Source organism: Blastococcus sp. SYSU D00922 (genome assembly GCF_054050495.1).
The window spans coordinates 332280-356849 of the sequence record NZ_JBJGZL010000002.1; the positions used below are offsets into that span (position 1 = coordinate 332280).

The 24570-nt window shown below is 75.9% G+C and carries 21 protein-coding genes; 8 read left to right on the forward strand and 13 right to left on the reverse strand.

Annotated features, from left to right (window positions below):
* Positions 1 to 3: 3 nt before the first annotated feature.
* From ACI78T_RS04245 to ACI78T_RS04260, 4 genes are all read right to left on the reverse strand, one after another.
* A complete protein-coding gene (locus ACI78T_RS04245) occupies positions 4 to 981 on the reverse strand; it encodes a patatin-like phospholipase family protein (RefSeq protein WP_456556825.1) in 978 nt (325 codons plus the stop codon).
* A gap of 62 nt (positions 982 to 1043) precedes the next feature.
* Positions 1044 to 1535 carry a hypothetical protein gene (locus ACI78T_RS04250; protein ID WP_456556826.1) on the reverse strand — a complete coding sequence of 164 codons (492 nt, stop codon included), beginning with the start codon at positions 1533 to 1535 and terminating at the stop codon, positions 1044 to 1046.
* 38 nt (positions 1536 to 1573) lie between these two features.
* On the reverse strand, positions 1574 to 2776 hold the full coding sequence (locus ACI78T_RS04255; RefSeq protein ID WP_456556827.1) for a low temperature requirement protein A: 1203 nt from the start codon (positions 2774 to 2776) through the stop codon (positions 1574 to 1576).
* 17 nt (positions 2777 to 2793) lie between these two features.
* Positions 2794 to 3291: a hypothetical protein gene (locus ACI78T_RS04260; RefSeq protein WP_456556828.1), complete on the reverse strand. Its 498-nt coding sequence runs from the start codon at positions 3289 to 3291 to the stop codon at positions 2794 to 2796.
* A gap of 85 nt (positions 3292 to 3376) precedes the next feature.
* On the opposite strand from ACI78T_RS04260, the gene ACI78T_RS04265 reads away from it, so the two are divergent.
* Entirely contained in the window at positions 3377 to 3739 is a 363-nt protein-coding gene (locus ACI78T_RS04265; protein ID WP_456556829.1) for a DUF1330 domain-containing protein, read from the forward strand.
* 1 nt (position 3740) lies between these two features.
* Here ACI78T_RS04265 and ACI78T_RS04270 read toward each other — a convergent pair whose 3' ends face one another.
* Positions 3741 to 4181 (reverse strand): flavodoxin family protein, encoded by a 441-nt coding sequence (locus ACI78T_RS04270; RefSeq protein WP_456556830.1) that lies wholly within the window; start codon positions 4179 to 4181, stop codon positions 3741 to 3743.
* 62 nt (positions 4182 to 4243) lie between these two features.
* Here ACI78T_RS04270 and ACI78T_RS04275 point away from each other — a divergent pair, with 62 nt between their 5' ends.
* From ACI78T_RS04275 to ACI78T_RS04285, 3 genes are read left to right on the forward strand one after another with little or no spacing between them, the layout of a single operon-like run.
* Positions 4244 to 4819 carry a sugar O-acetyltransferase gene (locus ACI78T_RS04275; RefSeq protein WP_456556831.1) on the forward strand — a complete coding sequence of 192 codons (576 nt, stop codon included), beginning with the start codon at positions 4244 to 4246 and terminating at the stop codon, positions 4817 to 4819.
* Positions 4820 to 4821: 2 nt separating this feature from the next.
* Positions 4822 to 5379 (forward strand): TetR/AcrR family transcriptional regulator, encoded by a 558-nt coding sequence (locus ACI78T_RS04280; protein WP_456556832.1) that lies wholly within the window; start codon positions 4822 to 4824, stop codon positions 5377 to 5379.
* Positions 5376 to 6584 (forward strand): MFS transporter, encoded by a 1209-nt coding sequence (locus tag ACI78T_RS04285; protein WP_456556833.1) that lies wholly within the window; start codon positions 5376 to 5378, stop codon positions 6582 to 6584. Before ACI78T_RS04280 ends, ACI78T_RS04285 begins: the two co-directional genes overlap by 4 nt.
* 9 nt (positions 6585 to 6593) lie before the next feature.
* Here ACI78T_RS04285 and ACI78T_RS04290 read toward each other — a convergent pair whose 3' ends face one another.
* A complete protein-coding gene (locus ACI78T_RS04290; protein ID WP_456556834.1) occupies positions 6594 to 7502 on the reverse strand; it encodes a diacylglycerol/lipid kinase family protein in 909 nt (302 codons plus the stop codon).
* Between the two features lie 69 nt (positions 7503 to 7571).
* Between ACI78T_RS04290 and ACI78T_RS04295 the strand changes: the two genes are divergently transcribed.
* Entirely contained in the window at positions 7572 to 7841 is a 270-nt protein-coding gene (locus ACI78T_RS04295; protein WP_456556835.1) for a YciI-like protein, read from the forward strand.
* Here the strand turns inward: ACI78T_RS04295 and fahA are convergent, their stop codons facing one another.
* The 3 genes from fahA to hppD are packed head-to-tail and all read right to left on the reverse strand — an operon-like array spanning position 7842 to position 11482.
* On the reverse strand, positions 7842 to 9035 hold the full coding sequence (fahA, locus tag ACI78T_RS04300) for a fumarylacetoacetase (RefSeq protein WP_456556836.1): 1194 nt from the start codon (positions 9033 to 9035) through the stop codon (positions 7842 to 7844).
* Positions 9032 to 10234, reverse strand: a complete 1203-nt coding sequence (locus tag ACI78T_RS04305; protein ID WP_456556837.1) for a homogentisate 1,2-dioxygenase — start codon at positions 10232 to 10234, stop codon at positions 9032 to 9034. Before ACI78T_RS04305 ends, fahA begins: the two co-directional genes overlap by 4 nt.
* A gap of 42 nt (positions 10235 to 10276) precedes the next feature.
* A complete protein-coding gene (gene hppD, locus ACI78T_RS04310; RefSeq protein ID WP_456556838.1) occupies positions 10277 to 11482 on the reverse strand; it encodes a 4-hydroxyphenylpyruvate dioxygenase in 1206 nt (401 codons plus the stop codon).
* A gap of 119 nt (positions 11483 to 11601) precedes the next feature.
* Here hppD and ACI78T_RS04315 point away from each other — a divergent pair, with 119 nt between their 5' ends.
* Positions 11602 to 12111, forward strand: a complete 510-nt coding sequence (locus ACI78T_RS04315) for an Lrp/AsnC family transcriptional regulator (RefSeq protein ID WP_456556839.1) — start codon at positions 11602 to 11604, stop codon at positions 12109 to 12111.
* Here ACI78T_RS04315 and ACI78T_RS04320 read toward each other — a convergent pair.
* On the reverse strand, positions 12108 to 14285 hold the full coding sequence (locus ACI78T_RS04320; RefSeq protein ID WP_456556840.1) for an alpha/beta fold hydrolase: 2178 nt from the start codon (positions 14283 to 14285) through the stop codon (positions 12108 to 12110). The two genes, ACI78T_RS04315 and ACI78T_RS04320, sit on opposite strands and share 4 nt — an antisense overlap.
* Positions 14282 to 15370, reverse strand: coding sequence for a class I SAM-dependent methyltransferase (locus ACI78T_RS04325; protein WP_456556841.1), 1089 nt, complete (start codon positions 15368 to 15370; stop codon positions 14282 to 14284). Before ACI78T_RS04325 ends, ACI78T_RS04320 begins: the two co-directional genes overlap by 4 nt.
* 100 nt (positions 15371 to 15470) lie before the next feature.
* Here ACI78T_RS04325 and ACI78T_RS04330 point away from each other — a divergent pair, with 100 nt between their 5' ends.
* Complete coding sequence (locus ACI78T_RS04330) at positions 15471 to 18239, forward strand: AAA family ATPase (RefSeq protein ID WP_456556842.1); 2769 nt, start codon at positions 15471 to 15473, stop codon at positions 18237 to 18239.
* Here ACI78T_RS04330 and ACI78T_RS04335 read toward each other — a convergent pair.
* Positions 18226 to 19503, reverse strand: a complete 1278-nt coding sequence (locus ACI78T_RS04335) for a D-arabinono-1,4-lactone oxidase (protein ID WP_456556843.1) — start codon at positions 19501 to 19503, stop codon at positions 18226 to 18228. The genes ACI78T_RS04330 and ACI78T_RS04335 overlap by 14 nt on opposite strands.
* 171 nt (positions 19504 to 19674) lie before the next feature.
* On the opposite strand from ACI78T_RS04335, the gene ACI78T_RS04340 reads away from it, so the two are divergent.
* A complete protein-coding gene (locus tag ACI78T_RS04340) occupies positions 19675 to 20082 on the forward strand; it encodes a four-helix bundle copper-binding protein (protein ID WP_456556844.1) in 408 nt (135 codons plus the stop codon).
* Here ACI78T_RS04340 and ACI78T_RS04345 read toward each other — a convergent pair.
* Positions 20063 to 24535, reverse strand: a complete 4473-nt coding sequence (locus ACI78T_RS04345) for a cation-translocating P-type ATPase (protein WP_456556845.1) — start codon at positions 24533 to 24535, stop codon at positions 20063 to 20065. The genes ACI78T_RS04340 and ACI78T_RS04345 overlap by 20 nt on opposite strands.
* Positions 24536 to 24570 lie beyond the last annotated feature (35 nt).

A 24570-nucleotide genomic window follows, 5' to 3' on the forward strand; every position in this document is an offset into this window, starting at 1 on the left:
CCGTCAGGCGCCGCCACCCGCGATCGACCGGAGCAGCGAGGCGACCTCGGAGGTGCCGGCGTACGCGCCGGCGGTGAGGAACGACTGCTGGATGACCTCGTCCAGCCGCTCGCGCGACATCATGTCGGTGCCCATCACCTGCTGCTCGCCCCAGCCGGGGGTGAAGACGACCGTCCTGATCCCCTCCGCCTCGAGCGCCCGCACCTCCTGCCGCAGCAGCCGGTCGGAGTACCGGCGGACGGACCGGAAGACGCCGGGCCGCCAGCCCGCGGGCCCGCTCATGGGCGCGACGACGATGACGACGTCGAGGCCTTGCCCGCGCAGGATCGCGGCGTTGGTCGGCGAGTGGACGCCGCCGTCGAGGTAGCTGTGCCGGCCGATCTGCACCGGCGCGAAGTAGCCGGGCACCGCGCAGGACGCCCCGATCGCGAGGTGGATCGGCGCCGGGGGCGACCCGGGACGGCCGAACACGACCCGTCGTCCGTCCCGCCGGCGCACCGCGCAGATCCACAGATCGGGCTCAAGCCACTCCGGGCGCTCGAGCTCCCGCAGGGCGGACAGCTGCTCGAGGATGTCGTGCCGCCCGGGGGCGAGCAGGGACAGGCCGGCGGCCATGGGGCGGAACTGGAGCGGCCGGCTCAGCGCCCGGGCGACCATGTGCCGGCCCGGCAGCCGCATGGGGCGGCGCACCAGGTCCAGCGGCCGGAGCGGCGCCAGCTCGGGCAGCGCGGCCTCCGCCATCTGCTGCAGGACGTCGTCGTCCCCGGAGAGCGGCGCCTTCACCGTCCAGGCGGCCAGGTCCTCCGCCGAGACGCCCATCCGCAGCAGCGTGCCGGTGATCGAGCCGGCCGAGGTCCCGACGACGACGTCGGCGGTGCGGGCGTCGAAGCCGAAGTCGTTCTGCAGGACCGCCAGGACGCCCGAGTGGTAGGCCTGCCCCACCACTCCGCCGCCGCCGAGCACCAGCCCCACCCGTGTCACGGATCGAGGGTGCCACGGGGATCCGGTCCGGGCAGGTCAGAGGCGGGACGACGAGGTGAGGATCACCGGCGGCGCCGGCTCCCGGCCCAGACCAGCGTCTCCGTGGCCCCCGGTCGCAGCTGCGACCACCGGACCCCCGCGCCGCGCAGCGCCACGGCCGCCGCCTCCAGCCGGGCCACGGGGAAGCCGGACGACGCCGTCTCGCCCGGGAGCACCTCGGCACCGCGGGCGAGGCGCGAGACGAGGTCGGCCACGCCCTCTGCCCGCTGGATGGCGGCCGCGCGCTCCTTCTTCAGGCGGGCGGATCGAACCGCCGCGTGCGGCGGCTGACGGCCGGACACGTGGCGCATGCTGTTCCACACCACGCCGTCGGCGACGCAGCCCCAGATCCCGTCGGTGATCCCGAGCTCCGTCTCGACGAGCGCGTGCACCAGGTCGTGCGGCAGGTCGGCACCGCCGCCCGCGCCGCGCATGGCGAAGACCACGCCGTCGTCCCGTTCGACGTGCGTCTCGACGGGCCGGCGGTCGGCCATCCGGGTGAAGGTCAGGCGCACCCGTCCAGGTTCCCGACCCGGTCAACCGGATAACGGGCTCAGACCGGCGAGACGTCCAGCCGGCCGGTGGACCGCTCCGCCGACCCGACGACGAGGACGGCGACGAGCAACGCCGCGAGGGCGCCCACCACCACGACCGCCGGCAGCTCCAGGACCGCGTCCAGGGCGGCGAGCACCGCGGCGGCCAGCGGCCACCACCAGCCCCGGCGGGCGGCGCGCGACATCCCGCCGTCGGTCAGCGCCATCGACATCAGGTAGACGGCCACCCCTCCGGCGAGCAGGAGGCGGGTCCCCACGGGGACCTCACCCTGACCGCTCTGCACGACGGCGAGCTCGATGCCCGCGCCCACCGTGGCCAGCGCGAGGGTGAGCGGCAGCTGCCCGAAGACGTAGACGTCGTGCCTCCGGTCGCTGCGCTCCCCGCCGACCTCGTCGAGCAGCCGCTTCGCCCGGGCGCCGGCGAAATCGAAGTAGCTCCACCAGAGCGCGGCCGCCAGCACGAACGACAGCAGGGCGACCGGGATGGCCGAGGGGGTCCACTTCGCGTCGTGCAGACCGTGCGCGACCCCGGCGACGGACTCCCCGAGGACGAGGATCACGAAGAGGGCGAACCGCTCCGGCAGGTGCTCCACGTGCAGCGGGACGTCGGCCGAGTGCCGGGTGGCGACCAGCGGGACCAGCGCCTCGACGGCGACCGCGGTGGCCCACAGCCCGAACCCGACCGGCCGTGGCACGAACAGCGAGGTGGCCCACAGCGCCGCGCCGATCCCGGTGCCGAGCAGGTAGAGCCGGGCGATGGGGCGGGCGTGCTCGATGTGCCGGTAGGCCCTCCGGTACTGCAGGAGGAGCGACATCCGCAGGAGGATCTGGCAGCCGACGAAGACGGCGAACAGCTCGCCGGTCGCCTCGGTGGCCGACGCCGCCAGCCCGATGACGGCGGCCATGCTGAGCAGCTTGAGCAGCCGGTAGACGACGTCGTCGTGGTCGAAGCGGTTGGCGTACAGGGTCGAGCTGACCCAGGACCACCAGACGAGGGTGAACAGGCCCGCGAACAGCAGCTCGCCGTGCACGGTGACGTCCTCGCGCAGTGCGATGGCCAGCTCGGCGACGACCAGCACGAAGGCGAGGTCGAAGAACAGCTCCAGCCGGGACGCCGAGCGCGACTCGTCGGTGTTCAGCTCCGGCGGCCGCACCAGACCCCGCAGCGCGTGCCGCACCCGCCCGGCCAGTGCGCTGCCCACCACGTCGCCCCGCGCGCTCAGTGGCTCGTCGTCCCGCGCCGGGACTCGAGCCGGGGCGCGACGACCCGCTCCGCGACCAGGCCGGTCACCAGCGAGTAGACCGCCTTCTCGAGGCCGTCGACGACGCGCTCCTGCCGGGGCCAGGTGCAGGGTGGCGCCCCGGCGCCGGTCGCGTTCTCCAGCGTCTGGTCGGTGGCCAGGCGGACGACGGTGTGCGCGAGGTGGGCCTGCGGCCCGCGGAGCCCGACGGCCGCCCAGACGCCGCGGAGGGCGCCCAGGACCGCGCCGGTGCCCCAGTGCATCGCGTGGTTCCACACCACGGGCCGGTCGGCGTCCCCGGGGTGGCGACCGAGCAGCGTCAGCAGCGTGCGCGCGGGGACGTACGAGTCCGGGCGGTGCGTCACCGCCTGCTCGACCTTCTCCACCGCCGTCATCGCGGCGACACCGGCGAGGCCGGCCAGCGCCCCCCGACCGGCCGCGGGCAGCAGGGCGCGAGCACGACTGCTCTCGGCCACGGTCGTCCTTCCGTCGAGGATCCGCTCCCCATAGCCGCTGCCGGGCCGCGCCACACGCGAGCGGCCGGCCCGATAGCTTCCCGGCATGGCTGTCGATCTCCGCGGTGCCGACCTCAAGCGCTACCTGCAGGAGGACCCTGGCGGTCCGGTGGTGATGCTCAACCTGCTCCGGTACGCGGAAGGTGGCCGGGAGCTGTACGCCCGGTACGCCGAGGCGCTGAGCAGCACCTTCCTGCCCCGCTACGGCGGCGAGGTGCTGTACGCGGGCGAGGGGTCGACCGCGCTGGTCGCCGAGGACGGGCAGGCGTGGGACGCCGTCCTGCTCGTGCGCTATCCCTCCCGCGACGCGTTCAGCCGCATGGTCGCCGACCCCGAGTACCAGCAGGTCACGGAGCTGCGCACCCGCGCCCTCACCGAGGCGGTGCTCCAGGCGACCACCGCCTGGTGAGCTAGAGGCCGACCGCCACCGTGGCCGCCAGCTCGCGGACCGCGTCCAGGTCGGCGGGCGACGGCGGACCGGTGAGGCTGAGCGGCGCGGCGACCTGCTTCCAGCGGAGCGCGCCGGTGATCCGCTGGATCGCGGTGAGCGCCCCGGCCGTGTCGTCGCCGCCGTGGACGTAGACGCCGTAGGGCAGGCCGACGGTCGCGTCGAGGCACGGGTAGTAGACGGAGTCGAAGAAGTGCTTGAGCGCACCCGACATGTAGCCGATGTTGGCCGGCGTCCCGAGCAGCACGCCGTCGGCCTCGAGCAGGTCGGCGGCACCGGCGGACAGCGCCGGCCGGACGACCAGCTCGACCTCCTCGACCATGGCCGCGCCCTCGCGCACCGCCTCCAGGACCGCCTGCAGGTTGGGCGAGGGCGTGTGGTGCACGACGAGCAGACGCGGCATGCCCGGGATCCTGCCGGACGCCGATGCGTACGCGTGTTCCTATCGTGCTGTACGGTCGCGCCGTGGACGACTGCCGGAGCATGCGCGAGCGGATGCTCGCCGGTGACCTCTACCTCGCCGACGACCCGGAGCTCGCCGAGCGGGGCGCGGCGGCGCTCGACCTGGTGGCCGCCTACAACGCGACCACGGTCCGCCAGGGCCCGCTGCGGCGGCAGCTCCTGGAGCAGCTCCTCGGCGCCGTCGGCGAGGGCACCGAGATCCGGCCGCCCTTCTCCGTCGACTACGGCTCCCACATCAGCATCGGCGCCCGCTGCTTCGCCAACTTCGGGCTGGTCGCCCTCGACGTCGCCGCGATCACCATCGGGGACGACGTCCAGATCGGCCCCAACGTGCAGCTGCTGACGCCGACGCACCCGCTCGCGCCGGAGCCGCGGCGGCAGAAGTGGGAGGCCGCCGCACCCATCGTCATCGGCGACAACGTCTGGCTCGGCGGCGGCGTCATCGTGCTGCCCGGCGTCACCATCGGCGCGGACACCGTCGTCGGCGCGGGTGCCGTGGTCACCCGCGACCTGCCCGCGGGCGTCGTCGCCGTCGGCAACCCCGCCCGCGTGGTGAAGACGCTGGACGGCGAGGCGTGACGGTGGCCGAGGCACCGGCCCGCCGGGCGCGGCGGTACGACCCGGACCGCCGGAACCGCATCGTGGCCGCGACGCTGGACGTCGTCGCCGAGCAGGGTGTCACCGGCGCCACCCACCGGGCGATCGCCCGGGCGGCCGACGTGCCCCTCGGCTCGATCACCTACCACTTCGCGTCCCTGGACGAGCTGCTCACCGCCGCCTTCACCGCGCACGTCGACACGGTCGCCCCGCGGTTCGACGAGCGGATGCGCGCGGCGGAGGACTGCGGCGCCGTCCTCGACTACCTGGTGGAGCACCTCACCGGCGACCTGCTGGACTCGGCGCGCGACCTGGTCCTCATGGTCGAGCTCTACGTGGCCGCCGCGCGGAACCCGGCGCTGCGGGCGGTCACCCAGGACTGGATGGGGCGCAGCCGGCGCAGCCTCGAGCGGCACTTCGACCCGGTGACCGCGCGGGAGCTCGACGCGTTCGTGGAGGGGCTCGTGCTGCACAGCGCGCTGTCGACCGACCCGATGGACGCCGGGCAGATCCGGCACGCCCTCGCGCGGTTCGCCCGGTGACCACGGACCAGGTGCTCGCGCCGACCCGCGAGCTGCGCCGGGCCCGGGTGGCCGTCGCGGCGTGCTTCTTCCTCAACGCCGTCTTCTACGCCAACGTCGTCCCCCGGCTGCCGGAGATCAAGGCCGACCTCGGGCTGAGCAACGCCTCGCTCGGGACGGCGCTGGCGGCCATGCCGCTGGGCGCGCTGCTCGCCGCCCTCTCCTCGGCGGCCCTGATCCGCCGGTTCACCTCGGCGCGCGTGGCGACGTGGGGCCTCGTGCTGCTGGGCGTCGTCCTGTTCGGCATCGCGGTCGCCCCCAACTGGCCGGCGCTCGCCGGCGCCCTGCTGATCGCCGGGGCGCTGGACGCCGTCATCGACGTCGCCCAGAACGCGCACGGGCTGCGGGTCCAGCGGCTCTACCGGCGGTCGATCCTCAACGGCTTCCACGCCTTCTGGAGCATCGGCGCGGTCTGCGGCGGCCTGCTCGGCTCGGCGGCGGCCGGCCTGGCGGTGCCGCTGGAGGTGCACCTCGGGTTCTCCACCGTGCTCTTCGGCGTCGTCGCCGCGGTCGCCTACCGGCTGATGCTGCCCGGGGACGACGACGCCGACCGCGAGCCCGAGCCCGAGCGGCCCACGGGCTCCGCCGCCCGGGCCGGGCTGCGGACCGCCGTCCTGGCGATGACGGCGCTGGGGGTGCTCGGTGTCTGCGGCGCCGTCGTGGAGGACGCCGGCGCCTCCTGGGCCGCGCTGTACCTGCGCACCGAGCTGGCCGCCGGTGCCGCGCTGGCAGGGCTCGGGTTCGTCGCGCTGCAGGGCGCGATGACCGTCGGCCGGCTGACCGGCGACCGGGTCGTCGACAGGTTCGGCCAGCGGCGGGTCGCCCAGGTGGGCGGGGCGGTCATCGCGGGCGGGATGGGCCTGGCGCTGGCCATCCCCTCGGTCGTGACCACGCTGGTCGGCTTCGCCCTCGCCGGGCTCGGCGTGGCCACCCTCATCCCGGCGGTCTACCACGCCGCCGACGAGCTGCCGGGCCTGCGCCGGGGCACCGGGCTGGCGGTGGTCAACTGGCTGCTGCGGATCGGGTTCCTGCTCTCGCCGCCGCTCATCGGGCTCCTGGCCGACGCCTTCAGCCTGCGGGTCGCCCTGCTGGCCGTCGTCGTCGCCGGGCTGGGCTCCCTGCTGCTGGGCCACGTGCTGCGCGAGCGGGTCGGCCCGCCGACCTGAGGGTGGGCCTCACCCGCCGGGGACGACGACCGACCAGGCGTGGTGCTGCACGGTCCACGTCCGCGACGACACCTCCTGCTCCAGCTCGCCGTCGGCGTTGAGCGCGACCGGCGGGCCGGTGAAGCGCACCTCCCGGCCCCGGGTCACGAGGACGTCGTCGCGCTCGGCGTGCCGGCCCGCCAGGAGTGCGGTGGCGAAGGCGGCGCGGGCGACCGGGCCGGTGGCCGTGCAGACGACGACCTCCGCCAGCCCGTCGTCGGGTGCGGCCTCCGGCGCCAGCGGCGTCCCGCCGCCGATCGTCCGACCCGTGCAGACGGCGGCCATCAGGACGTCGGTGCGCCCGTCGGCCGCCCAGCCGTCGTGCGCGGCGACCCGCCCGTCGACCTCCACCCGCAGCGGCCAGCCACTGCTGGTCACGCCCGCGATCGCCGCACCCAGGGGGAAGGCGGCCGTGCCGAGCCGCTCCTTGAACCGGACCGCCTCGGCACCGGCCTCCGCGCCCACGCCCACGTGCACGGCGTTGACCACCAGCCCGCCGGTGTCGTCGCGCACCAGGTCCAGCGGGCGCGCGCTGCCGCTCAGCACCACGGCCGCGGCCTCCGCGGGGTCGGTCGGCAGACCGAGGGTCCGGGCGAGGTCGTTGCCGGTACCGCGCGGGACGAGCCCGACGGCCTCGGAGGGGTCGAGCCCCCCGGCACGGTCCAGCGCGCGGACGACGGCGTGCAGCGACCCGTCGCCGCCCACGACCACGACCCGCCGCCCGTCGCGGGCCCCCACGACGTCGACCAGCTCGTCGGCGCCCGCGGTGGCGGCGACGGTGACGTCCGCTCCCGCGCGCAGGACGGCGAGCGCGGTCCCCACCGCGTCGTCGTCCGTGGTCCCCGCCGACCGGTTCACCACCACCAGCAGCCGCTCCATGCCCTGGACCGTGCCACCTCCGGGCGCCGAGGGCCGTACCGGGACCCCCGTCGTGTGACAGTGGACGGCATGCACCTGGTGCTCGAGTACGCGCTGGCCGACGACTACCTGGAGCGCCGGGCGGCGCTGCGCGAGGAGCACCTCGCCCTCGCGCGGGAGGCCCACCAGCGCGGCGAGCTGCTGCTCGCCGGGGCGCTGCCCGACCCCTACGACCGCGCGCTGCTGGTGTGGACGGCGCCGCGGGAGGTCATCGAGGAGTTCGTCGCCCGCGACCCCTACGTCGTGCAGGGGCTGGTCACCGGCTGGACGATCCGGCCCTGGAACGTCGTCGTCGGCTGATCAGCGCGCCGGCAGCACCTGCCCGGTCACCTCGCCGAGGCCGATCCGCGTGCCGGCCGGTCCGGGGGCGCTCGCGGTGATCCGGACGGTGTCCCCGTCCTCGAGGAACGTCCGGGTGGACCCGTCGGCGAGGGTCAGCGGCCGGGTGCCGTTCGCCGTCAGCTCCAGCAGCGACCCCTCCTGGCCGGGCACGGACCCGCTGACCGTGCCCGACGCGAACAGCTCACCGGGGAGCAGCGAAGCGCCGTTCACCGTCAGGTGGGCCAGCTGCTGGGCCGGCGTCCAGTACATGTCCCGGAACGGTGGCCGGCTGACCACCTCCCCGTTGATCCGCACATCGAGCTCGACGTCCAGGCCCCAGGGCGCGGCTTCGTCGCGCAGGTAGGGCAGCAGCGCGGTCTCGCGCACCGGCGGCGGCACGCGGGCCGCCTCCAGGGCCGCCAGCGGGACGATCCACGGCGACATCGACGTCGCGAACGACTTGCCGAGGAACGGGCCCAGCGGCTGGTACTCCCACGCCTGGACGTCGCGGGCCGACCAGTCGTTCACCAGGCAGACCCCGACCACGTGCTCCGCGAACGCCTCGACCGGCACCCGGCTCCCCGGCTCGCTCGGCGCGCCGACCACGAAGCCGACCTCGGCCTCGAGGTCGAGCCGGCGCGTGGGCCCGAACGGCGGCGGTCCGTCGGTGGGCGGGCCGAGCTGGCCGCAGGGCCGGATCACCGGCGTCCCGGAGACCTGCACCGTGCCGGCCCGCCCGTGGTAGCCGATGGGCAGGTGCAGCCAGTTCGGCGGCAGCGGGTCGGCGCCCGGCCGGAACAGCCGGCCGACGTTCTCGGCGTGCGCCCGCGAGCTGTAGAAGTCGACGAAGTTCGCCACCCCGATCGGGCGGAACAGGCGGACGGCGTCGATCGGCAGCAGGTGCGGTTCGACGCGGGCGCGGTGGCGCTCGTCGGTGAGCCACTCGGTCACCTGCTCGCGCAGGTCCCGCCAGGCCCCCGGGCCGGCGGCGAGGAACGGGTCGAGCGTCCCGGTCCGGTGCACCGGCAGCCCGGTCACCCCGAACAGGTCGAGGACGAGATCTCCGACGCGCACGCCGTGCCGGAACCCCGGCCGCCCGCCGCCGAGGAACACCCCGAGCGGCAGGTTGCCGATCCCGAACCCGGTGCCCTCCGGGAGGTCGACCCAGGTCACGAGGGCCCGCGGCCCGACCAGGACCAGGCGTACCGGCCGTCGTCCACGGCCCGGCCGCCCTCGCCGAGCTGGAGCGGCCGGAAGGTGTCGACCATGACGGCGAGCTCGTCGAACCGCTCCGCACCCAGGGACGCCTCGACCGCGGCCGGCTGCGGGCCGTGCGAGTGGCCGCCGGGGTGCACGGTGATCGAGCCCTTGCCGATGCCCGAGCCCTTGCGCGCCTCGTAGTCGCCGTCGACGTAGAACATGATCTCGTCGGAGTCGACGTTGGAGTGGTAGTAGGGCACCGGCACGGCCAGCGGGTGGTAGTCGACCTTCCGCGGCACGAAGTTGCAGACGACGAAGTTCGGCCCCTCGAACACCTGGTGCACCGGCGGGGGCTGGTGCACCCGCCCGGTGATCGGCTCGAATTCGCTCACGTTGAACACGTACGGGTAGAGGCAGCCGTCCCAGCCGACGACGTCGAACGGGTGCTCGGGCGTCACGTGCACGGTGCCGGCAAGCCCGCCCGGCCCGTCGCCGCGGTGCTTGACGTAGACCTCGACGTCCGCGCCCTCGGCCAGCAGCGGCTCGGCCGGCGCCCGCAGGTCCCGCTCGCAGTAGGGCGCGTGCTCGAGGAACTGGCCGTACCGGGACAGGTAGCGCTTCGGCGGGGCGATGTGGCCGCTGGCCTCGATGGCGTAGGTGCGCAGCGGCTCGTCCCCGGTCGGCAGCCAGCGGTGCGTCGTCGCCCGCGGGAGGACGACGTAGTCGCCGGGGCCGACGTCCAGCGCCCCGAACACCGTCTCGACCGTCGCCGTCCCCCGCTCGACGAAGACGCACTCGTCGCCGACTGCGTTCCGGTAGAGCGGGCTGGGCAGGCTACTGACGGCGTAGGAGAGCCGGACGTCGGCGTTGCCGAGCACCAGCCGTCGGCCGGTCACCGCGTCGACGGCCTTGTGCTCCTCGCCCGAGAAGAGGTCGTGCAGCCTCAGGTGCCGGGGCACCAGCGGGCTGTTGGGCGTCGTCGTCTGGTCGGGCAGCTCCCACGGGCGGGCGTCGACCAGCGACGACGGGACGCCGCGGTGGTAGAGCAGCGAGCTGTCGGCGGAGAAGCCCTCCTCCCCCATCAGCTCCTCGGAGTACAGCCGGCCGTCGGGCCGGCGGAACTGCGTGTGCCGCTTCGGCGGAATCTCCCCCACCTGCCGGTAGTGCGCCACGTCGACCTCCTCACCAGAAGAGACTTTCTGTACAGAAAGTCCCTAGAAGTTGCCCCGCCGGGCCTGCTCGCGCTCGATCGCCTCGAACAGCGCCTTGAAGTTGCCCTTGCCGAAGCCCAGCGAGCCGTGCCGCTCGATGAGCTCGAAGAAGACCGTCGGCCGGTCGCCGGTGGGCCGGGTGAAGATCTGGAGCAGGTAGCCGTCCTCGTCGCGGTCGACCAGGATCCCGCGCGCCTGCAGCTCCTCGATCGGCGCACGGACCTGCCCGATGCGGGCCCGCAGGTCCGGGTCCTCGTAGTAGGAGTCCGGCGTCGACAGGAACTCGATGCCCCGGGCGCGCATCGCGTCGACGGTCCCGATGATGTCGTTCGTCGCCAGCGCCACGTGCTGCGCGCCCGGCCCACCGTAGAACTCCAGGTACTCGTCGATCTGCGACTTCTTCTTGCCCACCGCCGGCTCGTTGAGCGGGAACTTGACCCGGTGGTTGCCGTTGGCGACGACCTTGCTCATGAGCGCGGAGTAGTCGGTGGCGATGTCCTCGCCGATGAACTCCGCCATGTTGGTGAAGCCCATGACGCGGTTGTAGAAGGCGACCCACTCGTCCATGGCGCCGAGCTCGACGTTGCCGACGACGTGGTCGACCGCCTGGAACAGCCGCTTCGGCGCACCCGCGCCGCGCTCGATCGTGGACGTCCGGGCCACGTACCCGGGCAGGTACGGGCCGGTGTAGCGCCACCTGTCGACGAGGGTGTGCCGGGTGTCGCCGTAGGTGGCGATGGCCCCGATCCGCACGGTCCCGTGCTCGTCGGTCAGGTCGTGCGGCCGCTCCAGCACGGTCGCCCCCTGCGCCTCGGCGTGGGCGATGCAGCGGTCAACGTCGGGCACCGCCAGCGCGATGTCGACGATGCCGTCGCCGTGCCGGCGGTGGTGGTCGGCCAGCGGGCTGGCCGGGTCGTACGCCCCGGTGATCACGAAGCGGGCGGCGCCGGAGCGCAGCACGTAGGCGTGGTGGTCGCGGTTGCCCGTCTCCGGACCGGAGTAGGCCACCAGCTCCATCCCGAACGCCGACTGGAAGAAGTGCGCGGACTGGACGGCGTTGCCGACGACCCACACCAGCGCGTCCCAGCCCGACACCGGGAAGGGGTCGCCGGAGGCGTCGTACTCCACCAGGCCGACCAGCTCCTTGAGCTGGCCGAGGTCGAGGTCGGCCAGCCGTTCCTCGTCGTTGAGGGTCTGCTCGAGGCTCATGCGCGGCAGTGCACACCTCCGGAGCACCTCTCGGCAATCGGTGTCGCTGCTGCTGGTCCGGCTGCCCGATCGGGCTACCTGGACAGGCTCTCTGCTGCACAGGATGCATAGTTGCTCGCATGCCCGACAGGTCCGCCCTCGACGCCCTCGACGTCGCCCTGCTCGACGCCCTCCGCCGCCAGCCGCGGGCCGGCGCCCTCGAGCTGTCCCGCATCACCGGCGTGGCGCGCGCGACGGTGTCGGCGCGGCTCCAGCGGCTCGAGGACACCGGCGTCGTCACCGGCTACGGCCCCGACGTCGACGTGACCGCCGCCGGCTTCGGCGTGCAGGCCTTCGTCACCCTGGAGATCGCCCAGGGCGCGATCGAGGACGTGCAGCGCGACCTCGAGGCCATCCCCGGGCTGCTCGAGGCGCACGCGACCACCGGCAGCGGCGACGTCCTGTGCCGGGTGGCGGCCAGCTCGCACGAGGCCCTGCAGCAGGTGCTCGTCGACCTCAACCGGTCGCCTGCCGTGGTGCGGTCGACCAGCGTCGTCGCGCTGTCCTGCCTGGTGCCCTTCCGCACCCTGCCCCTGCTGGCCTCCGAGGCGGCCCCCGGCGCCGGGCGCTCGGCGATGCAGCGCCGCTAGAGGAGCTCGGCCAGGAGCGCCGCCGCCCGCGCCGCCCCGTCGGTCGCGACCGGGCGGTAGGCGATCTCCCGGGTGAGCTCCTTGGCGATCGCCTCGGCCAGCCCGTCGGGGTCCGACGCGGCGGCGTAGTCGAGGCAGCGCCCCGCCTCGTACCGGTCCAGCCGCGCCCGGACGTGCAGGTTCTGCTCGAAGTGCCGGCGCAGCGGGACGTAGACGAACGGTTTGCGCAGCGCGGTGAGCTCCATGCAGGTGGTGAGACCGCCCTGCACCACCGCGAGGTCGCAGGCGGCGGTGCACCGGTAGAGGTCCGGCAGGTAACCGACCACCGTGGCGCCGGGTGTGGGCGGCAGCGTGGCGGGGTCGATCCGCGGCCCGCTGACGACCAGGAACCGCAGCTCGGGGACCAGCCGGCGCACCAGCGGGATGGCGTCCAGGACCCGGTGCAGCAGCGGACCGCCGACGCCGGACCCGCCGACGGTGACCAGGCACAGCTTCTCGTCCGGCCCCACGCCGAGCGACCGCCGGAGCTCCTCGGTCCCGGTCAGCTTCGCGGGGTCGAACCCGGTGACGTAGCCGGCGAAGTCGAAGTTCTCCTCCGTCCACTCCCGGATCCGCGGCAGGCCGGGCCCGAAGTCGGCGTCGACGACGTCGTCGGGGTCGCCGACGAACACCGATCGGTCCCGGACCCGGCGGAACCGGGCCCGCTGCTCGAGCATCTCGGCGTTGTAGTCGGCGGTGAGCGCGGCCTCCGCCGGACCGCCCTCCGGCATGGGCAGCCAGCCGACGAAGTCGGTCATCCAGGCGAACGCGAACCGCTTGAGCTCGGGGTTCTCGTGCAGGAAGTGGTCGACGTCCCACGCCTCGTCGGCGACCACCAGGTCGTAGTCGCCCCCGGCGACGACGTCGGCGAAGACCATGAAGTTGTTGACCAGGATCTCGTCCATCGACCGGATGGCCTGGAACGCGTTCAGGTCGTGCTCGCCGGCCTCGTGCTCGATGTGGCCCGACTCGCCGGCCAGCTCCGCCGACGCCGGGTGGACGCGCTCGCCCCGGGCCTCCAGCACCCGGGTGACCGGGTGCTGGGCCAGCCAGTCGATCCGCAGGTCCGGGTGCAGGAGGCGCAGCTCCGCGGCGACGGCGGCGTCCCGCTGGGCGTGCCCGAGGCCGATCGGCGAGGACAGGTAGAGCGCCCGCTTCGGCCGGGCGGGTGCCCGCGTCCACGTGGTGCGCTCCGGCCGCGGGGCCACCCGGTCGACGAAGTCGCGGATCAGGCCGTTGACCTTGACCGGGTCGCGGGCGTGCGGCCCGTGCCCGCTGCCTTCCAGGAGCACCAGCGACCCGCCGGTGTACTCGGCCAGCTGCTCGCCGATCGCGTGCGGACGGACGTGGTCGTCGGTGCCGTGCACGACCGTGACGGGGCACCGGACGCGGCGGCACAGCGGCTCCACCGGCAGGCAGACCGCGCCGTCGCAGCCGATCCGGCCGGCCGTCGTGTCGACGAGCGTCGTCGGGGCGACGTCCCGGCCCCACCCCAGGCTGTCCTCGACCTGCTTCGAGGAGTGCGGCTCGCTGTACATCTGGCCGAAGAAGAACTCCAGGAAGGCGTCGTAGTCGTCCTCCAGCCAGAAGTGCCGGTTGTACCGGGCCCACCCGTCGCGGCGGTCGTGCCGCACGTCCCAGGGGTACTTCGTCCGCTTGGCGTCGGGCACCGGGAAGCCGCACGAGGGGGCGATTGCGAACAGCCCCAGCACCCGCTCGGGGTGCTCGGCGGCCACGTGCACCGACCAGGTGGCCCCGCAGGAGAGCGCCACGAGGACAGCCCGGTCGGTGCCGGTGGCGTCGAGCACCGCCACGGCGTCCGCCGCGTACTCGACGTCGGTGTAGGCCGCCGCTCCGACCGGCCGGTCGGAGCGGCCGCTCCCCCGGCCGTCGAAGGTGACCACCCGGTAGTGCCGCGCCAGGTAGCCGACCTGCGCCTTCCAGTGCCGGGACGGGACGATCGACCACGTGGGCATGAGCAGCACGGTCGGCCGGTGGTCCGAGCCGAACACCTCGTAGGCCAGCCGGACGCCGTCCCGCTCGACCACGCCCTGGACGTCGGGGTCGCGGGCGCGGCTCGGTGCGTGCCCCACGGGGGCAGTCTGCTCCTCGCGCGGCCCGCCCGGGGTCGTCACGGGCGCACCTCGAGCACGTTGTTGAACGGCGTGCCCGCGACCGGGCGGAAGCGGCCGAACCCGGCCGCGGTGGCGACGTCGCGGATGCGGGCCGGCCCGGCCTGCGTGCCCAGCGCCAGGCCGACGTCCTGGGAGAGCGACGCCGGGGTGCACAGCAGGGTGGAGAACCCGTAGTAGGCCCGGCCCACCGGGTTGAGGTTGTCCTCGAGGCGGTCACCGGCCATCGGCTCGACGATCATCCAGGTGCCGTCGCCGGCCAGCGTCTCGCGGACGTGCCGGGCCGCGCCCACCGGGTCGCCCATGTCGTGCAGGCAGTCGAACATCGTCACGAGGTCGAACCCGGCACCGGAGTAGCCCGTCGCGGGAGCGACCTCGAACCGGACCCGGTCGGCCACGCCGGCCTCCTCGGCCCGTCGGCGGGCGACCTCGATCGAGCCCGCGTGGTAGTCGGAGCCGACGAACGTCGAGCGCGGGAAGTGCTGGGCCATGAGGACCGTCGAGGCGCCGTGGCCGCACCCGACGTCGGCCACGGCCGCGCCGCGCTCCAGCTTCGCGACCACGCCGTCGAGGGCCGGGAGCCACTCGCCGATCAGGTGCGCGTTGTACATCGTGCGGAAGAACCGCTCGCAGCCGACGTGGACGTCGCCGTTGTGCGCGTGCCAGCCGATCCCGTCGCCGGTGCGCGCCGCCTCTATCACGGCGGCGGCGTCGCGGACGGTGCCGTGGGCGATCTGGAAGAAGCCGGGCAGGTAGGCGGGGCTGGTCTCGTCGGTGAGGGCGGCCGCCTGCTCGGCCGGCAGCGTGAAGGTGCGGGTGGCCGCGTCGTACTCGACGTAGGAGCCGGCGGCCTGCGCAGCCAGCCACTCCCGGGCGTAGTGCTCGTCGGTGCCGGTGCGCTCGGCGAGCTCGGACGGCGTCACGGGGGTGCCGTCGGCCATCGCGCGGTAGTAGCCCAGCGCGTCGCCCATGACGACCAGGGCGCTGTTCAGCGAGGCGCCGACCTCGTCGACGGCGCGGAAGACGAAGCCCATCAGCTTCTCGGGGTCGATCGGGCGGCTGGTGGTGGGCAGTTCGGTGGCGGTCATGACGGCTCCTCCGGGAGGTGGGGTGGACGACCCGACCCTCGCGAGGAGCGGCGCGCGATCGCATCAGGGCACCCCCCTGGGTGGTCCCTAGACTCGGCGGATGCTGGTCGGTCGCGATCGCGAGCGGCACCTGATCGACGGGCTGGTGTCCGGCGCCCGGGTCGGGCACAGCGGCGTGCACGTGCTGGTCGGCGAGGTCGGCATCGGCAAGAGCACGCTGCTGGAGGACGCCGCCACGCGGGCCACCGGCATGAGGGTCCTGCGCGCGACGGGCACCGAGTCGGAGGCGGAGGTCCCGTTCGGCGGCCTGCTGCAGCTGCTGCGGCCCGCGCTCGTGCACCTGGACCGGATCCCGGCGCCGCAGGCCGACGCGCTCGCCTCCGCGCTGGCGCTGCGCCCCGGCACCGGCGGCGACCGGTTCGCCGTGGGCGCCGCGACGCTGAGCCTGCTCAGCCGCTTCGCCGAGGACCAGCCCCTGGCTCTGCTGGTCGACGACGCCCACCTGCTCGACCAGCCGTCGGCCCAGGCGCTGGTCTTCGCCGCACGCCGGCTCACCGCCGACCCCGTCGTGCTGCTCGCCGCCGTGCGCGAGGGGCACGGCTCCCCCTTCCTCGAGGCCGGGCTGCCGGTCCTGCGGCTGGGCGGCCTCTCGCCCGCGGCCGCCGGCGAGCTGATCACCTCCGCCGGGGTCCGGCCGGGCGCCGCGGCCGTCGCCCGCCTGCACGAGGCGACGGGCGGCAACCCGCTCGCCCTGCTGGAGCTGACCGACGACCCGGACGCGCTCGACGCGCTGCCACCGGAGGCGCCGCTGCCCGTGCCCACCCGGCTGGCCCGGGCGTTCGCGCGGCGGGCCGACCGGCTGTCCGGGCGCGCCCGGACCGCGCTGCTGGTCGCCGGAGCGGCCGGGGGCGACCTCGCCCTCGTCGCCCGCGCCTGCGCGCTGCTCGGCGTGGACCCCGCCGCGCTGGAGGAGGCGGAGGCCGCGGACCTGGTCTCCCTGGCCGGGGGTGCGGTCACCTTCCGCCACAACCTCGTGCGGTCCGCGCTCTGGGCGGAGGCAGCGCCCGTCGCGCGGCGGGCGGCGCACCGTGCCCTGGCCGCCGCGCTCCCGCCGGACGACGTCGACCGCCGCGCCTGGCACCTGGGCGAGGCCGCGCTCGGCCCGGACGAGGAGACCGCCGGGGTGCTCGAACGGGCGGCCGCGCGGGCCCGCGAGCGGGGCGCGCACGCGGTGGCCGCGTCGGTGTCCGAGCGGGCGGCCCGGCTGAGCCCGGACCCGGCCGACGTGGCCCGGTGCCTGGTGTCCGCCGCCGAGTCGGCGTGGCGGGCCGGGGCCGGCGGCCAGGCGGACGCCCTGCTGGCGCAGGCCGCGGGCCTGCCGCAGTCGCCGGCCCTGCGGGTGCGGGCCACCGGCCTGCGCGGGACGGTGGCGGCGCGGACCGGATCGGTCGAGCAGGCCCGGGACGCGCTGACCACCGCCGCCACCGAGAGCGCCGCGACGGCACCGGACACCGCGGTCCTGCTGCTGGCCGAGGCGATCCAGGCCTGCTTCTACCTGGCCGACACGGCCGGCGCCGCCGAGACCGCCGCCCGGCTCGACGCGCTGGTGGGCCGGACCACCACCGACCAGGCGGGATGGCTCGCCGACGTGGCCCGGGGCATCGCCGGCGTGCTGACCGGCTCCGGCGGCCCCGACCGGATCCGCCGTGCCCTGCGCGAGGTGGATCCCACCGGGCCCCTGATCCGCGAGCCCCGGCTGGCGCCGTGCCTGGTGCTCGGCGTGCTGTTCCTCCGCGAGAGCGGAACCGGCCGCGAGCTGGTGGGCGCCGCGGTCGACGCCGCCCGCGAGCGCAGCGACCTCGGGGTCCTGCCGCACCTGCTCTTCCTGGTCGGGCGGGATGCGGCCACCCAGGAGGGCTGGGCTGCAGCCGAGGTCGACTACGCCGAGGGGATCGCGCTCGCCCGGGAGACCGGTGCCTCCTCCGACCTCGCCGCCTGCCTGGCCGGGCTCGCGTGGCTGGAGGCACGCCAGGGTCGGGAGGCGGAGTGCCGGGCGCACGCGGCCGAGGCGGCGCAGATCAGCGGCCCGGCGCACCTCGCGCTGTTCCAGGTGTGGTCGCTGGCCGCCCTGGGCGACCTGGAGCTGGGCCTCGGCCGGCCCGAGGCCGCGCTGGCGCACTTCGAGCGCCTCGACGCGCTGCTGGGCCGGCTCCGGCTGGACGACGTCGACCTCTCCCCCGCGCCGGAGCTGGCGGAGACGCTGCTGCGCCTCGGGCGGGTGGAGGAGGCCCGAGCGCAGGCCGGCGCCTACGCAGCGCGCGCCGCCGCCAAGGGGCAGCCGTGGGCGCTGGCGCGGGCCGCGCGCAGCCTCGGGATGACCTGCGCCGACGACCGGGACGCCGACCGGCACGTCGCGGCGGCGCTGGAGCACTCCCGTCGCACGCTCGACCCCTTCGAGCTCGCCCGCGCGCAGCTGTCGGCCGGCGCGCGGCTGCGCCGGTCACGACGCCGCGGAGAGGCGCGGGAGCACCTGCGCGCGGCGCTGGCGGCCTTCGACCGGCTGGGCGCCGTCCCGTGGGCCGACCAGGCGGCTGCCGAGCTGCGGGCGACCGGTGAGACGGCGCAGCGGCGGCGCGGCAGCACGACCGAGGACCTCACGCCGCAGGAGCTGCGCATCGCCACGATGCTCGCGGCCGGCCGCACCACCCGGGAGGCGGCCGCGGCGCTGTTCCTCAGCCCGAAGACCGTCGAGTACCACCTGCGGCACGTCTACATCAAGCTCGGGATCACGTCGCGGCCCGAGCTGGCAGCGCGGCTCGGGGTCCCCGCGCCCCGGCCCGCGCCGCCGTCCTCGGTCAGCGCCCGCTGAGCACCCGGCGCTCGAACCACGCGTTGCGGAAGGCCCCGCGGGGGTCGAGCCGTTCGACGAGGCGGACGAAGTCGGCGTGGCGCGGGTAGAGCGGCGCGAGGGCGGACGCCTCCGCGGTGAAGACCTTGCCCCAGTGCGGCCGCGCGCCGACCGGGGCCAGGGCGGCCTCCATGTCGCGCAGGAGCTCCTCGACCGCCGCCTGGTCCCGCACCCAGGTGAAGTGCAGGCCGACCGAGTCCTGCTCGTGGTTCATGCTCATCCAGAGCCGGTCGGCCGCGACGGTGCGGATCTCGCAGACCAGCAGCAGCGGCCGGATCCGGTCCGCGAGCGACCGGAGGGCCTGGAGCGCCTCGACGGCGGAGGCGCGCGGCAGCATCCACTCCGACTGGAGCTCCTCCCCCGCGCTCGGCGTGAACCCCATGCGGAAGTGCGGCAGCCGGTCGGACCAGGGCCCCGGCCGGCCCAGCTGCGGGGTGCACGGGGTCGGGTCCAGGCCGCGGATGACGTGGCGGTCCGCGGTGGCCGGCGTCGCCCCGAAGAGCTCGTCGGGCTCGGGTTCGCCGTCCCGGAGCTTGAGCCAGACCTGCTCGACGTCGTCCTCCCAGTGCGTGAAGACGCTGACGCTGTAGGCGGACGAGACGATCTCGTCGAAGTGCTCGCACAGCGCGTCGAAGGGCAACCGCTCGAACACCCGCTGCCGCACCTGGAAGGCCGGCTGCACGTCGAGGGTGAGGCGGGTGACCACACCGAGGGCGCCGAGGCCGACGACGACGCCGTCGAAGTCGGCGTCGCCCCGGGCGAACTCGCGCAGCTCGCCGTCCGAGGTGAGCAGCTCGACGGCGGCGACCGCGGTTGCGAGGTTCCCGTTGCCGACGCCGGAGCCGTGCGTGGCGGTGGCCACGGCACCCGCGACGGAGATGTGCGGCAGCGAGGCGAGGTTGTGCAGGGCCAGCCCCTCGTCCTGGAGGAGCCCGACCAGCTCGCCGTACTTCAGCCCCGCGCCGAAGGAGACGGTGCCGGCGTCGCGGTCGACGTCGACTCCGGGCGGGAGCGCCTCGCCGGTGTGCAGCAGCTCGAGCGAGATGAGGTCCTCGGCGTCGGCGATGCCGTTGAACGAGTGGCGCGAGCCCAGCACGTGCACGCTGGACGCGCCGGTGACGACGTCCCGCAGCTGGTCCAGGTCCGCCGGGCGGTGCAACCGGGCGGCGCCGTAGCGGTGGTTGCCCGCCCAGTTGGTCCCGGGACGGCGGTCGTCGGTCTCCATGCCGTGATCCTGCGCTGCCGGTCCGGCCGGCACCGCACCGCCTCCCCCGACGGCGTCCCACCATGACGGTTCCGTGACGAGGCACTGGGCGAGGGCTGACCGGGTAGGGCGGGAGGACCGGTGACCACGGGACGGCGCCCGGCCGTCCCGCCGACGGCACGAGGAGCCCCCATGACCGTGGCAGCGCAGATGCTCGACACCTACCCGGCCGATCTCGGCGGCATCGACCGGGAGAAGCTGCAGGCCTGCATCGACGCGTGCGTCGAGTGCGCCCAGGCCTGCACCGCCTGCGCGGACGCCTGCCTCAGCGAGGAGATGGTGGCCGAGCTCCGCACGTGCATCCGCACCAACCTCGACTGCGCCGACGTGTGCGAGACCACCGGCCGCGTGCTCTCCCGGCACACCGGCTACGACGCGAACCTCACCCGCGCGGTGCTGGAGGCGTGTGCGGCCGCGTGCAAGGCGTGCGGCGACGAGTGCGGCAGCCACGCCTCCATGCACGAGCACTGCCGCGTGTGCGCGGAGTCCTGCCGCCGGTGCGAGCAGGCCTGCCGGGACCTCATCGCCTCCCTGGGGTGAGCCCGGTCGGGCCGCCGGTGGTGACCAGGCGGGGCCCGAGCTCGGCGGTCGCCGTCCCGGCGGCCGCCCAGCCGAGCACGATCAGCCAGGACAGGGGCGTCAGCGGCCGGCAGCCGAAGAACCGGCTGAGCCCCGGGATCTGCACGACCGCGAACAGGACGGCGAAGGACCCGGCCGCCGTGGCCAGCACGAGCGGGCTCCGGCGCCCGGCCCACGCCGTCTGGCCGAGCTGCGTCGCGATGAGCGCAGCCAGGCCCATCGTGCTGGCGCGACCGAAGGTTCCCGTGAGCCGGCCGGTCGCCCACGCCCCGGTCGCGCCGACGGTGGTGGCCGCGCCGCGCACGAGGACCATCCGCCGGACCGAGTCGGTGAAGCCGCGCTGCGGCCCGGCGAGCAGGACCGGCGCCAGCGGGTGCCCGCGGAGCGGGCCCTCGACCTCCTCGACGGCGGCCGCCCGCGGGGTGGAGACGGCGACGGCGAGCGCCGGGAACATGTCGGTCAGCAGGTTCACGAGCAGCAGCTGACGGGTGCCCAGCGGCGCCCGCCCGCCGAAGACGGTGCCGAGCACGGTGAACGCCACCTCGCCGGCGTTGCCACCCACCAGCACGGAGACGGCGTCGCGCACCCGGCCCCACATCGCCCGGCCCTCGGCGACCGCGTCGACCAGCCGGGTGAGGTCGAGGTCGGTCAGCACCAGGTCGGCCGCCGTGCGCGCGGCCGGCGACTCGGCGCCGGACACCCCCACGCCGACGTCGGCCAGGCGGATCGCGGCAGCGTCGTTCACCCCGTCGCCGGTCATGGCGAGCGTCGCGCCCGCCCGCCGCAGCGCCGCGACGAGGGTGACCTTCTGCTCCGGGGAGAGGCGCGCGAACACCCCGGCCGTGCGGACCAGCTCCGCCCGCTCGGGATCCGACGCCCGCGCGAGCTGCGCGCCCGTCACCACCCGGTCGGCGTGCGGGACGCCCGCCTGCGCCGCGATCGCGCCCGCGGTGCCCGGGTGGTCGCCGGTGGCCACCACGACCCGGACGCCCGCGGCGAGCAGCTGCTCGACGGCGGCCACCGACGACCCGCGCAGCGTGTCGGCCAGGCCGACGAACCCGCGCAGCGTCAGGTCGCGGGCCGCCTCGTCGAGGTCCTCGGGTCGCCCGTCCACCGCCCGGTCGGCGACCGCGAGCACCCGCAGCCCGTCGGCGGCCAGCTCCCGGACCCGCTCCAGCATCCCTTCGCCGCCGGGGCACCGGCCGAGCACGACCTCGGGCGCGCCCTTGACCACCAGGCGGCCGTCGCGGACCGCCACGGAGAACCCGCGCTCGGCGGCGAACGGGAGGGCGCACTCCGGGGCGGCGCCGTCCACGCCCCGTTCGCGGGCGGCCTCGGCGACGGCCCGGTCGGTCTCGTGCGCCCGGTCGTCCCCCTCGGCCGCCGCCCCCGCGGCGAGCCGGAGGACGTCGTCCTCGCTGCCGTCGACCGCGACCAGGCGGACGACCCGGAGCCGGTTCTCCGTCAGCGTCCCCGTCTTGTCGAAGCAGACCGTGTCCACCCGGCCGAGCGCCTCCAGCACCCGGGCGCTGCGGACGACGGCGCCGTGCCGGGAGAGCCGCCGGGCCGCGGACTGCTGGGCCACCGTCGCGACCAGCGGCAGCCCCTCGGGGACGGCGGCCACCGCGACGGCGAGCCCCGAGCCGACGGCCTCGCGCAGCGGCCGCCCCCAGAGGACGCCGAGCAGCGCGACCGCCGCGCCCCCGGCGAGCGTCAGGGGCAGCACCGCGCGGGTCAGCTCGCCCAGGCGGGCCTGCACGCCGGCCGGCGGCGCGGCGCCTCCGGCGGCGCGGGCCGCCCGCCCCGCCTGGGTCGCCTGCCCGACGGCGACGACCACCGCGCGCCCGCGGCCGGCGACCACCGTGGTGCCGTCGAAGAGCATGCAGGTGCGGTCGCCGACATCGGCTCCGGGCGTCGCGTCGACGCCCTTGCACACCGCGAGCGACTCACCGGTGAGGTCGGACTCGTCCACCTCCAGGTCGACGGCCTCCAGCAGCCGCGCGTCGGCGCCCACCACGTCCCCGGCCGCCACCTGCACGACGTCACCCACCTGGAGCGCGCGGGCGGCCACGTCCTCGGTGCCGCCGTCGGTCTCCCGGTGCGCGGTCACGTCCTGCTCGAGCAGCAGCGACTCCAGCGCCGTCTCCGCCCGCAGCCGCTGGAGGCCGCTGATCAGCGCGTTCATGACGGTCACGCTGCCCACGAGGATCGCGTCGGTCGACTCGCCGAGGACGGCGGTCGCGGCCGCGCCGGTCCCGAGGATGGGGGTCAGCGGGTCGGAGAGCTCGGCGGCGACGGTCCGGGCGAAGCGCGCCGGCCCGCGCACCACCGGGAGCGCGGCCACCGCGCGGACCCGAGGCGGCAGCCGGGGCCCGTCCTCGTCCGCCGCCGGGAGGTCGGCCACGCGGCGCAGCACCTCGTCCGGGTCGAGCGCGTGCCAGGGCGTGTGCACCGACGGCGGGGGCGCCGGACTGCGGCCCACCCGCAGGGCCGCCACGGCGCCGTCCGCCATCGCCCAGGTGGTCGCCGTCTTGCCGGGGGCGGTGGCCTTGGCCTGGCCGTACCGCGCGCTGCCCACCGCGGCGAGCAGGGCGCCCAGGACGTTGCCGGTCAGCGCCGTGCCGGCGGCGCGCGAGCTCACCCGGCGGGCGGCGGTGGTCGCGGCCACCAGCCGGCAGGCGTCGGCCAGCCCGGGCGGCGTGACCAGGTCGGCACCCCAGGCCGGCGCCCGGCCCTCCCGCACCGGGGCGACGCCCACGTCCGCTGCCAGCAGGGCCGGCCCGTCGGCGGCCGACACGACCAGGACGCCCCGGCCCTCGGCCTGGAGCCGTCGCACGGCGTCGACCAGTGCCTCACCCGCGGGAGCCGTCTCGTCGGCGGCCGCGGCGATCTCGCGGATGCCCACGTGGGGGGTGAGCACCAGCCGGTGGCCCGCCTCCCCGGCCGCGGTGAGCAGCGCCTCCGCGTGCGGATCGAGCTCCGGCGCGACGGTGACCTGCCCGACGCGCCGCCGGCCCTCCAGCAGCGTGCGCACCTGCCCGCCCGGCGACCCCCGCGCGGACCGCACGGGGCCCAGCCGGAGCCGTCCGCCGTCGCCGCGGCCGTCGTCCACCGCGCCGAGCAGCCGTGCGGCCGCCGTCCAGACCGCGCCGTCGTCCCAGCCGTCAGCGTCGGCCTGCGCGTCGACGACCACCGGCGGGCCGGTGCACAGGACGTCGGCGTCGACGACCACCGCGTCGATCCGATCGAGGCGGCGGTAGGCCGAGCCGTCCAGCGGCAGCACGTCGCGCCGGCACATGAGCAGGTCGGTCACCGCGGCGAAGGACTCCCGCCCCAGGACGGCGGCCTTCGGGGTGAGCGCCTTCAGCAGGTCGGCGGACCGCCCGGGGCTCCGGGTCAGGGGCAGCAGGCCGACGGCCCCCCCGAGGGCGGCGGGGCCCAGCCGACCGCGGTAGGTCTCGATCGGCCCCTTCGGCAGCGGCGCGGGCCGGTCGCCGGGCGGGGTCAGGGGCGACGCCGCGTCGTCCTCGGGCTCGGGCCGGCACAGCTCCGCCTCGCGGCGGCGCCACACCTGCCGGCGGGCGCGGATCGCCAGGGCCTGCTGCAGCGCCGCGGCGGCGTTGATCGCCGGGATGGTCGGGCTCTGGGTCAGCGCGTGCAGCAGGGCGCTGGTCCCGGTGAAGGCCAGGTCGGTGCCGACCGGGCCGACCCGCGCCTCGAGGCCGTCCTTGAGCCACTGCTGGGAGTCAAGGAGCGCGATCGCCAGCGTCACGTGCCGGGTCAGCGCCGGCACCGGCAGCACCTTCGCGGCGACGGCCACGCCGACGGCGGCGGTGTCGATGGCCGCGTCGAGCACGGCGGCCAGCAGCGGTTCCAGGTCGGCGGGGTGGTCCTGCCGCTGCGGGAACACCTGCCGCGCCCCGCGGCCCTGCTCGATGGCGGTGACGACACCGACGACCTCGTCCGCGGAGATCCGCCGGTCGTCGATCCCGACCAGGACCCGGCCGACGACGTCGTTCACGGTGGCCCACTCGACGCCGTCCAGCCGTTCCAGGTGACGACGCAGCGCGCTCCGGGCCGCTGACGCGTCCTCGGCCTCCGGGACGGCGACCTCCACCTCCACGTGCCGGTCGCCCGCGGACAGCCGCCGGGTGTGCCGCGCGTCGGGCGGCTCGAACATGCCGCGCGCGACGCGGGCGAGGCTGCGCACGTGCCCGTCCGGGATCGGGTTCGCGCCGGTCACCAGCGTGCCGACGGCACGGGTCCCCGTCTCCGCGGCGGTCCGCGCGAGGCGGGCGGCCGCGCGGGTGGGCTCGGCCAGCAGACCGGCGGTGAGCACGGCCGGCGTGGCCGCGACCGCCGCACCGGTCAGGGCCGCCCGCGCGGCGGCCTCGATCCGGCGTCGCAGTGCCATCGGCGTCCCCTGGTACGGCTCCGCACCGGACGCTA

Coding starts and splice junctions, on each gene's coding strand:
- ACI78T_RS04295 (WP_456556835.1), top strand. CDS start 7,572: ATGCACCTGGTGCTCGAGTACGCGCTGGCCGACGACTACCTGGAGCGC.
- ACI78T_RS04335 (WP_456556843.1), bottom strand. CDS start 19,503: ATGGAGACCGACGACCGCCGTCCCGGGACCAACTGGGCGGGCAACCAC.
- ACI78T_RS04330 (WP_456556842.1), top strand. CDS start 15,471: ATGCTGGTCGGTCGCGATCGCGAGCGGCACCTGATCGACGGGCTGGTG.
- hppD (WP_456556838.1), bottom strand. CDS start 11,482: ATGAGCCTCGAGCAGACCCTCAACGACGAGGAACGGCTGGCCGACCTC.
- ACI78T_RS04270 (WP_456556830.1), bottom strand. CDS start 4,181: ATGCCGCGTCTGCTCGTCGTGCACCACACGCCCTCGCCCAACCTGCAG.
- ACI78T_RS04325 (WP_456556841.1), bottom strand. CDS start 15,370: ATGACCGCCACCGAACTGCCCACCACCAGCCGCCCGATCGACCCCGAG.
- ACI78T_RS04290 (WP_456556834.1), bottom strand. CDS start 7,502: ATGGAGCGGCTGCTGGTGGTGGTGAACCGGTCGGCGGGGACCACGGAC.
- ACI78T_RS04345 (WP_456556845.1), bottom strand. CDS start 24,535: ATGGCACTGCGACGCCGGATCGAGGCCGCCGCGCGGGCGGCCCTGACC.
- ACI78T_RS04315 (WP_456556839.1), top strand. CDS start 11,602: ATGCCCGACAGGTCCGCCCTCGACGCCCTCGACGTCGCCCTGCTCGAC.
- ACI78T_RS04265 (WP_456556829.1), top strand. CDS start 3,377: ATGGCTGTCGATCTCCGCGGTGCCGACCTCAAGCGCTACCTGCAGGAG.
- ACI78T_RS04340 (WP_456556844.1), top strand. CDS start 19,675: ATGACCGTGGCAGCGCAGATGCTCGACACCTACCCGGCCGATCTCGGC.